General features: G+C 55.2%; 13 protein-coding genes. All 13 read left to right on the top strand.

Annotated elements, in window-relative coordinates; all coding sequences use genetic code 11:
- Nucleotides 1-5: 5 nt before the first annotated feature.
- The 13 genes from SELR_RS10290 to SELR_RS10230 all read left to right on the top strand — a co-directional run bounded on the left by SELR_RS10290 (nucleotide 6) and on the right by SELR_RS10230 (nucleotide 13792).
- Nucleotides 6-1097: a PilN domain-containing protein gene (locus tag SELR_RS10290; RefSeq protein WP_014425168.1), complete on the top strand. Its 1092-nt coding sequence runs from the start codon at nucleotides 6-8 to the stop codon at nucleotides 1095-1097.
- Nucleotides 1060-1629: a type IV pilus inner membrane component PilO gene (locus SELR_RS10285; protein WP_014425167.1), complete on the top strand. Its 570-nt coding sequence runs from the start codon at nucleotides 1060-1062 to the stop codon at nucleotides 1627-1629. The genes SELR_RS10290 and SELR_RS10285 overlap by 38 nt, the downstream gene beginning before the upstream one ends.
- Nucleotides 1630-1731: 102 nt before the next feature.
- The gene (gene aroC, locus SELR_RS10280) at nucleotides 1732-2904 is read left to right on the top strand and encodes a chorismate synthase (RefSeq protein WP_014425166.1); all 1173 of its coding nucleotides are present in this window, start codon (nucleotides 1732-1734) and stop codon (nucleotides 2902-2904) included.
- Nucleotides 2897-3427, top strand: a complete 531-nt coding sequence (locus tag SELR_RS10275) for a shikimate kinase (protein WP_014425165.1) — start codon at nucleotides 2897-2899, stop codon at nucleotides 3425-3427. Before aroC ends, SELR_RS10275 begins: the two co-directional genes overlap by 8 nt.
- A complete protein-coding gene (gene aroB / locus SELR_RS10270) occupies nucleotides 3420-4508 on the top strand; it encodes a 3-dehydroquinate synthase (protein WP_014425164.1) in 1089 nt (362 codons plus the stop codon). Before SELR_RS10275 ends, aroB begins: the two co-directional genes overlap by 8 nt.
- A 132-nt stretch (nucleotides 4509-4640) precedes the next feature.
- The gene (gene dapA / locus SELR_RS10265) at nucleotides 4641-5528 is read left to right on the top strand and encodes a 4-hydroxy-tetrahydrodipicolinate synthase (protein ID WP_014425163.1); all 888 of its coding nucleotides are present in this window, start codon (nucleotides 4641-4643) and stop codon (nucleotides 5526-5528) included.
- Between the two features lie 67 nt (nucleotides 5529-5595).
- A complete protein-coding gene (sdaAB, locus tag SELR_RS10260) occupies nucleotides 5596-6258 on the top strand; it encodes an L-serine ammonia-lyase, iron-sulfur-dependent subunit beta (RefSeq protein ID WP_014425162.1) in 663 nt (220 codons plus the stop codon).
- Between the two features lie 25 nt (nucleotides 6259-6283).
- Complete coding sequence (sdaAA, locus tag SELR_RS10255) at nucleotides 6284-7153, top strand: L-serine ammonia-lyase, iron-sulfur-dependent, subunit alpha (protein WP_014425161.1); 870 nt, start codon at nucleotides 6284-6286, stop codon at nucleotides 7151-7153.
- Nucleotides 7154-7247: 94 nt separating this feature from the next.
- Entirely contained in the window at nucleotides 7248-7520 is a 273-nt protein-coding gene (locus SELR_RS10250) for an HU family DNA-binding protein (protein WP_014425160.1), read from the top strand.
- 114 nt (nucleotides 7521-7634) lie between these two features.
- Nucleotides 7635-9707 (top strand): elongation factor G, encoded by a 2073-nt coding sequence (gene fusA / locus SELR_RS10245; protein ID WP_014425159.1) that lies wholly within the window; start codon nucleotides 7635-7637, stop codon nucleotides 9705-9707.
- A 126-nt stretch (nucleotides 9708-9833) separates the two neighbouring features.
- Nucleotides 9834-11741, top strand: coding sequence for an LTA synthase family protein (locus SELR_RS10240; RefSeq protein WP_014425158.1), 1908 nt, complete (start codon nucleotides 9834-9836; stop codon nucleotides 11739-11741).
- Between the two features lie 65 nt (nucleotides 11742-11806).
- Nucleotides 11807-12988, top strand: coding sequence for a hypothetical protein (locus SELR_RS10235; RefSeq protein ID WP_014425157.1), 1182 nt, complete (start codon nucleotides 11807-11809; stop codon nucleotides 12986-12988).
- Nucleotides 12989-13006: 18 nt separating this feature from the next.
- The gene (locus SELR_RS10230; protein ID WP_014425156.1) at nucleotides 13007-13792 is read left to right on the top strand and encodes a glucosaminidase domain-containing protein; all 786 of its coding nucleotides are present in this window, start codon (nucleotides 13007-13009) and stop codon (nucleotides 13790-13792) included.
- Nucleotides 13793-13805: the final 13 nt, after the last annotated feature.

The following is a 13805-nucleotide window of genomic DNA, read 5'->3' as shown; positions in this document are numbered from 1 at the left end:
GTCTGTTGTATTATCGGAGGTCTGGCGATGACTGGCAGCTGAAAGAAGCTAGTGATGTGCCCCTGGAAAATCCCTTTGGAACCGATAGTGGTGAGTATAATATGGATGAGCTGATGTCCTTGGAAAAGGTGGCTGGGCAGGCGGCTTTGGAATTGGCCAAAAAGGGCTGGCAGGATGCAGATTTGGTCTATGTGGTGCCGGAACAGGAAGTGATTGGTTATGCTATCAGCTTGCCACCCCATCTGACAGCATCCCAGCAGACGGAGGCCGCTTATTGGGAAATGGATGATAAGCTGGCGACCAGGGGGTTGAGCGCAGAGGCCTTTGTCTGCCTGTGTGAACCGCTGGGGCAGACAGCAGGAAATCAATGTACCATTTGGGGCGTACGCCGGTCTTACCTGCAGGAGGTGCAGAGTGCTTTTTCGGCAGTGGGGCTGAATATGGCAGATGCCATTGCTGGTGGAGAGGAAAATGATGCCCGGAGTGGCATGGAACGGTATCTTTCTCAGACTGGAGAAAAGCATGGCTTTTGCAGTCGACCGGCTGTGCAGCTGTCCTGGATGAGGGTGGCGGCCTGTTGGCTGGGCATTATGGCCCTGTTTCTGGTGCTGTGGGCAGGAATAGATTTTTATGGCTATGCGCAGGCCAGACGGGCAGCAGAGGCGCAAGGGGCAGAACTGGCCAGTTTGGCAGCGGAAAAGCAGGAAATGCTGGCGGTGGAGGCCCGTTGCAGGGATATTGAAAGACGGGAGCAGCTGATGCAGTCACTGCAGGGGAAGGGGCCTCAGTGGTACAGTGTACTGGTGCATCTGGGAGCGGATACCAGGGAGGGCGTTTTCATGACCAATATGGTGACGGACGAGGAAAACTGCAGTCTGAAGCTGGAAGGACAGGCGGTAAATTATGATGCATTGGCGGACTTGGTGGATAGTCTGGAGCAGGATAAGGATTTTTTTCCCAACGGGGCAGAATTGCATGATTCCGGAATGTCTGGAAAATCACAGGAGCCTGCAGGGATGGTGAAATTTTCGTTGACGATAAATTGGGAGAACAACAGGGATGATGGAAAAACTGCTGGCAAGACTAAAAAAATATAGGCATGGCAGGGAGGGGGGGACGCTGCTGTGGCTGTTAGTGTTGGGAACGACGGGGCTATTGAGCCTTTTCTTTCTGCTGGTGCATATGCCGCTGAAACAGGCTGCTCAAGAGTACCGCAACGAGGCGTCAGCCGCTGCTGGGGAAGTTGTGGTCATAGGCAATTTTCAAAATGCCCATTTGAATCGCAAAGAGTATCAGGCAGAATTGGACAAACGGCAGCAACGGGCTATGCTGGCTATACCTGATAAGATGGATATGAGCAGATTTATAGTGGAGATTGAGCGTCTGGCGCAGCAGAGCCGGCTGCAGCTGCAATTGATACGTCCGCAGAAAGGCAATGATGATATGGATATAGCGTGTCTATCCCTGCGTTTGTGCCTGCAGGGCGGGTATTTTTCTTTGTTAAAGTTTATGCAGGGCCTGCAAAATGGCGAACGTCTGGTACAGGTGCATAACGTGACTGTCAGGACGGAGGGACAGGATTTGGTCACGGATTTAGTGGTGAATATTTATGCTGTATCTGACAAGTAGACAAAAATAGATGAAAATACAACAAAGATGCCTTGATTTATACACAACGATACACTAAACTAGTAATAACTGTTTAAATTTGCTACAAATTGAGGTGTGCTTATGAGTGAATTGCGTTTTATGACGGCCGGGGAATCCCATGGCCCGCGGCTGACGGCTATTTTGGAAGGACTGCCGGCAGGCCTGCGGCTGGAAAGGGAAGATATTGACAGGGACCTGGCCCGCCGCCAGCAGGGCTATGGCCGCGGCGGACGCATGAAGATAGAGACGGACAAGGTGGAAGTGCTCTCAGGTGTACGTTTCAATGAAACCCTGGGGGGGCCCATAACCCTGCAGGTCATCAACAAGGACTTTGCCAACTGGAATGGGCGCATGGCGGCCTTCGGTGAGCCTGAGGGCGCAAGCGTCACGGCTGCCCGCCCCGGCCATGCGGATCTGACCGGCGTGATGAAATATGACCGTCAGGATGTGCGGGATATACTGGAACGCTCCAGTGCCCGGGAGACCACCATGCGGGTGGCAGTGGGCGCTGTCTGCAAGGCGTTCCTGCGGGAATTGGGCATAGAGGTTGTTTCCCATGTGACCACGCTGGGCGGCATCGATGTTGACATGTCAAAGATTGACCGGTCAAAGATCGGTGAAGATATTGGTTCAGAGCTCAATTGTTACGATGCGGATGCAGAACAGCAGATGAAACAGCGTATCGACGAGGCCAAGGCTGCCGGGGATACCCTGGGCGGCATCTTTGAGGTCATCGTCAAGGGTCTGCCCATGGGATTGGGCAGCCATATCCAGTGGGACAGACGTCTCGACGCGCGGCTTTCCGCAGCCATGATGTCCATTCAGGCCATCAAGGGTGTGGAGATCGGTGCCGGCTTTGACTGCGGCCGTCTGCCGGGCAGTGAGATCCATGATGAGATCTTTGTGGATGAGGCGGGCAAGGTCTATCGCAGGACCAACCGTGCCGGCGGTCTGGAGGGCGGCATGACCAATGGCGAGGAAGTTGTCCTGCGGGCGGCCATGAAGCCGATTCCGACGCTGATGACGCCGCTGAAATCCATCGATATCAAGAGCCGGGAAGCCGTGCTGGCCTGCAAGGAGCGCAGCGACACCTGTGCGGTATCGGCAGCTTCGGTGGTGGGGGAAGCCATGGTGGCTTTTGTCATTGCCCAGGCCATCTGTGAGAAATTCGGCAGTGACGCGCTGGCTGATGTCAAGGCGGCCATGCAGGCTTACAAGGAACGTCTGGCAAAGGACTGGTGGCTCCATGCGTAATGTGATCCTGATTGGCTTTATGGGCACGGGCAAGACCAGCACGGGCAAGATGCTGGCCCAGAAGCTGGGCTGTGCCTTTATCGATATGGATGTCAAGATTGAAGAAGAAGCGGGCATGACCATTCCGGAAATCTTTGCCAAATTTGGCGAAGACCATTTCCGCCAGCTGGAGCATGACTTGGCTGTGCGGTTGGGCAGCCGCCGCAACGCCGTGATTTCCACAGGCGGCGGCGTCGTGAAGGATCCGGCGAATATGGCGGCCCTGAAGCAGGGGGGGACTGTCGTCTGCCTGCAGGCGGATGTGGATACGGTGCTGGAGCGCACGCGCTGCCGGGGCACCCGTCCGGTCTTGGACAAGGAAGATAATGGCGACCGGCGGCAGGCTGTGACCAAACTGCTGGCTGAGCGGGAAAGCCTGTATGCTCAGGCGGATTTTGCCGTGGACACCAGTGAATTGTCGCCGCTGCAGGTGGTGGAGATCATCGTCAAGACGTTGAAAACAAGGGGGGCACTCCATGCGTAAGGTACGGGTGGATTTAGGCGAAAAAAGCTACGATATTGTGATTGGCTATGATATCGAAAAGGAAGTCGTGGATTTTGTCCGGCAGGCGGGCTTCTCACAAAAGGCCCTGCTGGTGACGGATACCAATGTAGGGCCCCTGTATGCTGCCAAGGTGCAGGCTATTTTGGCCCAGGGGGGGCTGGAGGTGGATATCGTTCAGATCCCTGCCGGGGAAAAATCCAAATCGCTGGCGGTGGCCAATGAAGTATTTACGCGGGCGATTGAGGCAGGCCTTGACCGCAAATCCCCGATATTCGCTTTAGGAGGCGGCGTGGTCGGTGATCTGGCCGGCTTCGTGGCGGCTTCCTATATGCGGGGCGTGCCCTTCGTGCAGCTGCCCACGAGCCTGCTGGCTCAGGTGGATTCCAGCGTGGGCGGCAAGGTGGCCGTCAACCATGAGCTGGGCAAGAATCTTATCGGCGCCTTCTATCAGCCCCAGGCCGTCTTTATGGAGCTCAATTATATGAGCACCCTGCCCAGGCGGGAAATCTACACGGGGCTTGGGGAGATCATCAAATACGGCATCATCTATGATGAAGCATTCTTCCGCTTCCTGGAGGAAAACCAGGCGGCAGTATTGGCCTTGGAGCCGGAAGCCCTGGTGCATATGATTGCCCGTTCCTGTGAGATCAAAGCCGCTGTGGTCAGTCAGGATGAAAAGGAAGCGGGTTTGCGCCGCATCCTGAATTTTGGCCATACCATTGGCCATGCCATTGAAAAGGAAACCGGCTATGTGCGCTATAACCATGGCGAAGCTGTGGCCACCGGCATGGTGGGCGCTGCCCATATCAGCGAAAAGCTGGGGCTGATTGAAAAGCAGGACGTCAGCCGGGTGCAGGCCCTGGTGGCGGCTTATAAGCTGCCCTTGCAGGCTGCCGGCGTGCTGGTGGACAATATGTATGGTGACATCTTCCATGACAAGAAGACCGTGGGCGGGAAGGTCACCTGGGTGCTTATGAAGTCCATCGGCGAAGTGATCTGCCGCAACGATGTGCCGGAGGAGATTGTCCGTGAGGCCATGGCTGCTGTTGCGGCCGACTGAGCAGGAAATGTGTTTTTTGACGCAATCTGTGCAGATTGGCGGCTAAGGCGTTGACTTTGCCCGTCGTCCATGGGATAATAAAATCTAGTTGAAATAAATCGCAAATATCGTAGTTTGCTGGGAGGGCTTTTCATGAAAAAACCGATTTTTCGTGGCGCAGGTGTAGCCATTATCACTCCGTATACGGAAGACGGGATAAATTTTGCGGAATTGGGCCGCATCATTGATGATCAGATAAAGAATCATACCGATGCCATCATCATCACGGGCACGACGGGTGAATCCGCCACCATGAGCGATGCGGAGCATCGGGCAGCCATCAAATTTGCTGTGGAGCATGTCAAGGGCCGGATTCCGGTGATTGCCGGTACGGGCTCCAATGAGACCAGCTATGCAGTGGATCTTTCCAAATATGCGGAAAGCGTGGGCGCGGATGCCCTGCTGGTGGTGACTCCCTACTACAATAAATGCACGCAGAAGGGCTTGATTGCCCATTATACGGCCATTGCCGATGCGGTGAACATCCCCATCATCCTCTATGATGTGCCTTCCCGTACAGGTGTGGCCATTGCGACGGAAACCTATGTGGCCCTGTCCAAGCATCCGAATATCGTAGCCGTGAAGGAAGCTAACGGCGACCTGTCCAAGATCCTGCGCCTGCGGGCTGCTGTCGGCGATGACCTGGTGCTCTATTCCGGCAATGACGATCAGATCGTGCCGATCCTGTCCCTGGGCGGTCAGGGCGTTATTTCCGTGCTCTCCAACGTGGCACCCCAGGAAACCCATGATATGTGCCAGGCGTTCTTTGACGGGGATACGAAGAAGGCAGAACAGATGCAGATTGAGTATGCAGATCTTATCGATGCGCTCTTCTGCGAAGTCAATCCGATTCCGGTCAAAGTTGCCATGCGCAAGCTGGGCTATGATGCCGGCCCGCTGCGCATGCCCCTCAGTGAAATGGAACCCCAGCATGAGGAAAAGCTCGAGGCTGCTCTGCGCAACCATGGGCTGATCAAATAATTCAGGATAGAAGCCAATCCCGCTGATCGTGATCAGCGGGATTATTTTGACCAAAGAGAGGATAATTATGCACGGAGTATTTGATATCGTAGGCCCCATCATGATCGGGCCCTCCAGCTCCCATACGGCGGGAGCGGTGCGGCTGGGGCTGATGGCCCGGAAGATCCTGGGGGAGGAGCCGGTGAAGGCAGAGATCAATCTGCATGGTTCCTTTGCCCGCACCTATCGCGGCCATGGCACGGATAAGGCCTTGATTGGCGGGATCTTAGGCTTTGGCCCGGAGGATGAGCGCATCCGTGAGGCCCTGCATATTGCCCGGGACAAGGGGCTGGAATTCAGCTTTCAGACGGTGAATCTGGAGGAGGCCCATCCCAATACGGCGGTGATCTTCCTGACCGGTCAGTCCGGGCGCATGGCCCGGGTGACAGGGGCTTCGGTAGGTGGTGGCAATATCGTCATCAGCAATATCGATGGCTACAATGTGGAATTGACCGGTCAGTATCCGGCACTGATCACCATTCATCACGATTGTCCCGGCGTGATCACCAAGGTCACGCAGATTCTGGCCCATGCGGAAGTGAATATTGCCTTCATGCGGGTGTCGCGGCAGAACCGCGGGGAAACAGCCATGATGATCATGGAGCTGGACGAGCAGCCGGCACCCGACGTGATCGCCGAGTGCCGGCAGGCCGCTGCGGTGCAGTATGCCTTCGCCATTCCGGCGATTTGAGACTTTCAGAGGAGAGAAAGAAAGCATGAGGAATTTCAATACAATCGGTGAACTGGCGGCCTTGGCAGAGGCGGCGCAGCAGCCCATCCATGAGATCGTCATCGGGCGGGAATGCCATGACAGTCAATTGCCGCGGGCGGAAATCATGAAGAGCATGGCGCTGAACTGGGAGACCATGAAGGCCTCCATCGAGCGCGGTATCAGCAATACGGAAAAATCCCTGAGCGGGCTTACGGGCGGCGATGCCAAAAAGCTGTTTGCCTATCGCCGGCAGGGCTATATGGGGGAGCAGGTGTTGGCGGCTGCGGCTTATGCTGTGGGCATCAGTGAGGTCAATGCGGTGATGGGGCGGATCGTGGCCTGCCCTACGGCCGGTTCCTGCGGCATCGTGCCGGCGGCCCTCTATGCGGCGCAGCAGGAAAGGCAGCTGACCGATGAACAGATGGTCAGGGCGCTGTTCACGGCGGCGGGCATCGGCATGGTCATCGACCAGAACGCTTCCATTGCGGGGGCTGAAGGTGGCTGTCAGGCCGAATGCGGCACGGCAGCGGGCATGGCAGCCGGGGCCTTAGTAGAACTTGCGGGCGGCACGCCGGCCCAGGTGGGCAACGCTGTAGCCCTGGCCATCAAGAATCTTTTAGGGCTGGTCTGTGATCCGGTGGCAGGGCTGGTGGAAGTGCCCTGTGTCAAGCGCAATGGTTTTGCCGCTATTGAGGCTATGCTGGCTGCGGATATGACATTGTCAGGGATTGCTTCGGTGATTCCTGTGGATGAGGTGATTGATGCCATGAACCGCATCGGCAAGGCTCTGCCCAAGAGTCTTCGGGAAACCAGTGAAGGCGGTCTGGCGGTAACGAAAACGGCTCAGGCCATTGAGCGGAAACTGTATGGCTGAGGTGCAATAGGCAGATAATCTGCGTAAATTGTTGACGAACCCGTGCTTATCCGCTATAATACGTCGTGTAAGAACGAGAAAGGGGATTACTACTATGGCAAAAGAAGTTATTAGCAAAACTGCTTTAGTTGACAAAGTTGCTGAAGCTGCCGGTGTATCCAAGAAAGACACGAAAGCCGTTGTTGACGCACTGCTCGAAACGGTAAAAGAAAGCGTAAAGGCTGATGCAGAGATTCGTCTGATCGGCTTTGGTACCTTCAAGAAGGCCCATCGCAATGCACGCTCTGGCCGTAACCCGCAGACGGGTGAGACCATTGAGATTGCTGCCAGCGACAGCCTCGCATTCAAATCCAGCGTTAAATACTAATTTGACGGCTAAGCCGCTCTCACGAAAGTGGGAGCGGCTTTTTTTATCTTCTTGCAGGATTTACAATGTTTTCAGAGAATATAGAAAACAGTATATGAAATGGAGGGACTGTCGATGAAGAACTACAAGAGTACCAATATCCGCAATATTGCAGTAGCTGGACATGGCAAAACTGGCAAGACTAGTCTGTTGGACGCCTGCTTGTTCAATACAGGCGTGGTGAAGCGGCTGGGCAGCGTGGAAGACGGCACCAGTGCTTTGGATTATGATCCCGAGGAAAGCAAGCGCAAGATGACCATTGGAGACAAGCTCGTGGCTTGTGAATGGCGGGACTTCAAGCTGAACTTCATCGACACACCGGGCTATCCCGATTTTGTAGGTGATGTAAAGGGTGCCATGGTGGCGGCCGATAGCGCGCTCATCGTAATCTCTGCCTCCTCCGGCATCAAGTCGGGGACGGAAAGTGCCTGGACCTGTGCAGAGGAGAATGAGCTGCCCCGGGCCTTCCTGATCAACAAGATGGACCGGGAACATGCCGATTTTGACGGCGTGGTGGAGGAATTGCGAGTGCGTTTCGGTGATGGCGTCGTGCCGGTACAGATTCCCATCGGCAAAGAAGCCGCTTTTCAGGGTGTGGTGGATCTGCTGGCCCTGCATATGAAGATCGTCACCCACGATAATGAAGTGGTGAAGGACGAGGTACCGGAATACATCAAGGGCGATGTGGAGATTGCCCGCCAGAAGCTGATTGAGGCCGTGGCCGAGTTCAATAATGAACTCCTGGAAAAATACATCGAAGGTGAGGAAATCACCGAATTGGAAGTGGCAGCTGCCCTGATCGAAGGCATTCAGGCCGGCAAGATTTTCCCGGTATTCTGCGCTTCGGCCAAACAGAATATCGGCATCCGCCAGCTCATGAATGATCTGGTGGAATATATGCCGACGCCCTATTTCAAGGTGTCCATCGGCACCGATCCGGCCAGCGGCGAGATCAAGGAGCGCCATACGGAAGATGCCTTCTCGGCGCAGGTCTTCAAGACCACGGTGGATCCCTTTGTGGGCCGGCAGAGCTTCATCCGTGTTCTGTCCGGGGAGATGAAGGGGGACGCCAGCTATCTCCATGTGAACAAGAACAACGAGGAACGCATCGGCACCCTCTTTACCATGCAGGGCAAGCGGCAGGAGAATCTCTCCCAGGTGGCCGCCGGGGATATCGTGGTGACCACGAAGCTCCAGCAGGTGCGCACTGGCGATACCCTCTGCGACAAGAACAATCCCATTCAGTATGAGGCTATCACCTATCCGGAACCCATGCTGGAAATGGCCGTGACCTCCAAGAAAAAGGGTGAGGAAGACAAGGTATTCGGTGCCCTGGCCAAGCAGCAGGACGAAGATCCCACCATCGTGGTCAAAAAACGCCAGGAGACCAAGGAAACTTTGGTCAAAGGTGTGGGTGAGGTGCATCTGGAAATTCTGGCCGAGCAGCTGCAGCGGAAATTCGGTGCGGAAATGGTCTTGTCCCAGCCCAAGGTGGCCTATCGGGAAACCATCCGCAAGAGCGTGCAGGTGCAGGGGCGGCATAAGAAGCAGAGCGGCGGTCATGGCCAGTTCGGTGATGTCTGGCTCGAGATCAGCCCGCAGCCTGCCGGTGAGGGCAATGTCTTCACGGAGACCATCTTCGGCGGCAGCGTGCCCCGTCAGTACATCCCCGCCGTGGAAAAGGGCACGGAAGAGGCTTTGGCCGCTGGTGTTATGGCCGGTTTCCCCGTAGTGGATGTCAAGGTCAATCTCTATGATGGTTCTTATCATTCGGTGGATTCCTCCGAAGCGGCCTTCAAGACGGCGGCAGGCATTGCCATCCGCAAGGGCGTCATGGATGCTTCGCCCATCCTGTTGGAACCCATCGATACCATCCGCGTGGTTACGCCGGAGTATTACATGGGCGATGTGATGGGCAAGCTAAACAGCAAGCGCGCCCATATCCTGGGGGTGGACAGCAAGGGCAAGGATATGAGTGAGATTTCCGCCTTGATTCCGGAAGCTGAGCTCTATCGTTTCGCCACGGACCTGCGCAGTCTGACGCAGGGGCGCGGCAGCTACAGCCTGGAATTTGCCCGCTATGAGGCAGTGCCGGAACGGGAAGCCGTCAAGATCATCGAAGAGCAGCAAAAAAATAAGCAAGCCTGATTTTTCAGCAGGGGGAGCGACCGCTAAGGGTTGCTCCCTCTTTTGCAGCGAATGATTGTCACCGCTGGGCTTTTCTTGTATAATGGAGGGTACTTGTGAGTAATTAGAGATTTTGGGGGCCGAAATATGAAGTTTCATCGGATGCGCTATCTGGGCAGTTTGTTTGTGACTTTTTTAGGGACGCAGTCAGCCCTGCGCATGTTGTTGTTTATGATCACCCTGTCGACGGTATCCTTGAGCGCAATGGACGTTTTGCGGACCTTTGCGTTTGGCCTGTTTTATGATACTTGTGCGGCGGTTTTTTTCTGTCTGCCGATTGCTTTGTTGTTGTTGCTTTTGCCCACCAGCTGGCTGAACCGAAAGTGGGGACAGCTCCTGGTACTGGCAGCAGCATTCCTGCTGAATTTCCTGCTGGCCTTTTCCACGACAGCGTTGTTCTTTTTTTGGCAGGAATTCCATACGAACTTCAATTTCATCGCAGTGGATTATCTGATCTATACCACGGAAATGATTGGCAATATCATGGAAGCCTATCCCATGTGGGCTATCATTCCCGCCTTGCTGCTGGCAGCGGGGGGCATGACTTACGGCCAGAGCCGTTTCCTTTGTCCGCCATTCAATCCCAAGCAGAAGGGGCGGATTTTCCTGGAGATTGTCCTGACCGTTATCGTGTTATCGCTGATCGCCACCAGCAGCCGGGATGAGTGGCGGGAAAAAGTCAGTCCCAATCAGTATAATATCGAGCTGGCAGGCAATGGCCCCTATGGTTTTGTCCATGCGTTTTTCAGCAATGAATTGGATTACCATCAGTTTTACAAGGAAGCCAACGAAAATGCCGTATTATATAATCTGCGAAGCCTGTTGGCAGCAGATAATGTCAGCTTCAGGGAAGATGGCGGCATTGGCCGTCGGGTGGAGAATCGCAATGAACTGACCGGGCGCAAGCCAAATGTGGTGCTGATTACGGTAGAAAGCCTCAGCGCCAATTACGTGGGAGCCTTGGGAGCGCAGGAATCCTGGACACCGGAGCTGGACAAGCTGGCAGCGGATTCTTATATGTTCACCCGCATGTACGCCACGGGCACCAGGACCGTGCGCGGCTTGGAGGCCATTTCCCTGGCTGTGCCGCCGACGCCGGGACAATCCATCCTGCGGCGGCAGAATTGTGATAATCTGGCCACATTAGGGGATGTCCTGCGGCAGAACGGTTATCAGACGGACTTCATTTATGGCGGTTACGGCTATTTTGACAATATGAATGAATTCTTCAGCAGCAATGGCTATACGATCAAAGACCGGGTGGAGATTCCCAGCGAGGAGGTCATTCAGGAAACGGCCTGGGGCGTAGCGGATGAGGTGCTCTTCACTCAGGTGCTGAAGTCCATGGATGAGCATGCAGCTAAAGGTGAGCGGGCCATGGAAATGGTGATGACCACCAGCAATCATAGCCCCTATACCTTCCCGGAAGGCCGGGTGGAGGCCAAGCAGGGAGAGCGGGAAGGTGCTGTGCGCTATACCGACTGGGCCATTGCCGACTTCCTGCGCCGGGCGCAGGAGAAGCCCTGGTTCAAGGATACGGTCTTCGTCATTGTAGCGGACCATCAGGCCCGGGCTGCCGGTAAGACGGAATTGCCGGTAAACCGCTATCACATTCCCTGTATGATTTATGCACCCGGCCTGATCGCCCCCGGACAGAACGACCGGCTGATCAGTCAGATGGATCTGGCGCCCACCCTTATGGGAATGCTGGGCTTGTCCTATGATTCCCGCTTTATGGGACGGGATATCTTCCGTACGCCGCCAGAGGCTGACCGCATCTTTATCAGCACCTATCAGAGCATGGGGTATATCCGCGATGATAAGCTGGTGATCCTGGAACCGGGCCGGCGGGCGGTCACTTATGCAATAACCGATTGGCAAAACAGCATCTATCAGCCGGTACCTGTCGATGAGCAGCTGGAAAATGAGGCCATTACTTGGTATCAGGGGGCCAGTGACCTGTTCAACAAGGGGCGATTAAAAATAAGGCCCTGACCTGTCAATTTTCATATTCCTGTGGTAAAATAGAATTGATATACTGTGTGGAGGTTGGAAAAGGCATGGATTTAAGCCGGGATATTTTTACTGGCGTGACGATGGCTGTATGTGCCTTGGCATCTTTTACGGCGTCAGCTGGTATGTTATCGCTGGCCGGCATGGATTTTGCCGGCTGCTTTACGGCAAGTGTCCTTCTCGCCCTGGTGGGGACGTTATGGCTGGCCCGGCGCGGGCAGGCCGTGGTACTCGCACCTTCGCTTACGGTAACGGGATATCTGGTCTATATCGTGGCCATATCCCATGGCCTGGGCTGGCAGACTGTTCTGGGCAGCTGTTTTTATGCTTCCCTGCTGGGCTTTATCCTTTGGCAGGCAGGAACCAGGCTGGGGCGCAAACAGATGGCGCCATTTTTCCCCTGGGGAATAAAGCTGGCGCTGGCGGTATTCCTGATCTTCCTGGGCTTGAAGCTGGGGCGGATCATCATTACCTCAGCCTGGCAGGTCACGATGCTGGGGGATATGGCCGATCCCTTGTTCTATTGGAGCATGGCAGGTCTGGGCATAACCCTGATATTGCTGGCCGGCCGGCGGCATAGTGCCCTTTTTGCCGGGATGCTGGTTACAGCCATAGCAACCCTTTGGGAAGGCTTTTGGGCTGTTCCGGCGGCGCCGTTTTTCCAGCCGGAGGGATTGCAGAAGGTGGCCGGTATGCTGGCCCTGTCTTTCCCGGAACAGGATGGGGGCTTCTATGGGCTGACGGTGCTCAGCCTCACTGTCATGTTGAGCGTCATCCATGCCTGTACCTGGTCAGCCCTGGCCAAAGGGCAAAAGACTGTTGACGGGGTGAAGGCCTTGTTGGCTTTCAATGCGTTGGGCGCATGGGCGGGAATGACGCCATTGGTGATCTCGCCTGCCGCGGCGGCGAGCCGTGAGGCTGTAAGTGGCAGACGGGCAGGCCTTGTGGCAGCTGCGGTATTGGCCTTGGCCTTGTTTTGTGAGCCATTGCTGGCGGCCCTGGCTGATTTTCCTGCGATGCTGGTGCCTGTTTTTGTGGGCGGTGGCGTCCTGCTTTTGCTGGAAACACTGCAGGATTGTCCCCTGTCCGCTGAGGAAAATCAGCGGCGGAGGGAATTGTTGACGGTGCTCGTTTTGGTGGTGCTGCTGCCCCTGACGGGGGATTTTGCAGTCGCGATAGGAACTGCGGCGTTTGTTTATGCTTTGTGTAAGATGGTAATTAGAGAGTAAGTTAGGAGTGTACTGTTCGTGTTGTTTAACCGTTATTCGAGATTTTTGCTGGCCGGTTTATTGGCGGGAAGTTTTGCCTTAGCATGGTCAAATCAGGCAGAGGCCCGGCATATGGCGGTACAGCCAGAAATGGAAACCAAGGTGGATACCAATCATTCCCTGAATATGAGTGGCAGCTCCCGCACTGTGGAGCGCGGCAGCCATAATAGTCTGGAAGCCCGCGTGGACGCAATCCTGCACCCGCCGGTGACAGAAAAAAAGGAAGTGGGGCTGAAGGTTCCGCAGACGGTATCGGCTTTTGATGATTCCATTATCGGTACGGCTCTGGCCAGTCAGGAACAGTGCGTGAAATATCTCCTGAGTGTCAACCCGAGACCGGATATTTCCGTGTCGCCGAAAGAACTGGTGGCTTACTATTATGAAGAAGGTGCCAGAGAAGGCATCCGCCTCGATGTGGCCTTTGCCCAGGCTTTGAAGGAAACGGGATTCTTCCGTTATGGCGGAACGGTGACGGCTGATCAGAATAACTATTGTGGGCTGGGGACGACCAGCAATGAGGTGAAGGGGGCGTATTTCAGTTCCGCTAAATTAGGCGTGCGTGCGCAGATCCAGCATCTGCTGGCCTATGCATCCACGCGCCAGCCTGTGGAACCTGTGGTTGATCCGCGTTACTCCCTGGTACGCAGCTCTTATGGTTCCCAGACGCTCAGCAGCTGGACGGATCTCAATGGCAGATGGGCAGTGCCCGGCTATTCCTATGGGCAGAGTATTATGAGTATGTTCCGCGAAATGCTTTCGCGATAATGATTCAATGAGA

The organism is Selenomonas ruminantium subsp. lactilytica TAM6421, from assembly GCF_000284095.1.
Classification (GTDB): Bacteria; Bacillota; Negativicutes; order Selenomonadales; family Selenomonadaceae; genus Selenomonas_A; species Selenomonas_A lactilytica.
Note: the sequence above shows the minus strand (reverse complement) of the source record. Positions and strands in the feature narration are given on the sequence as shown.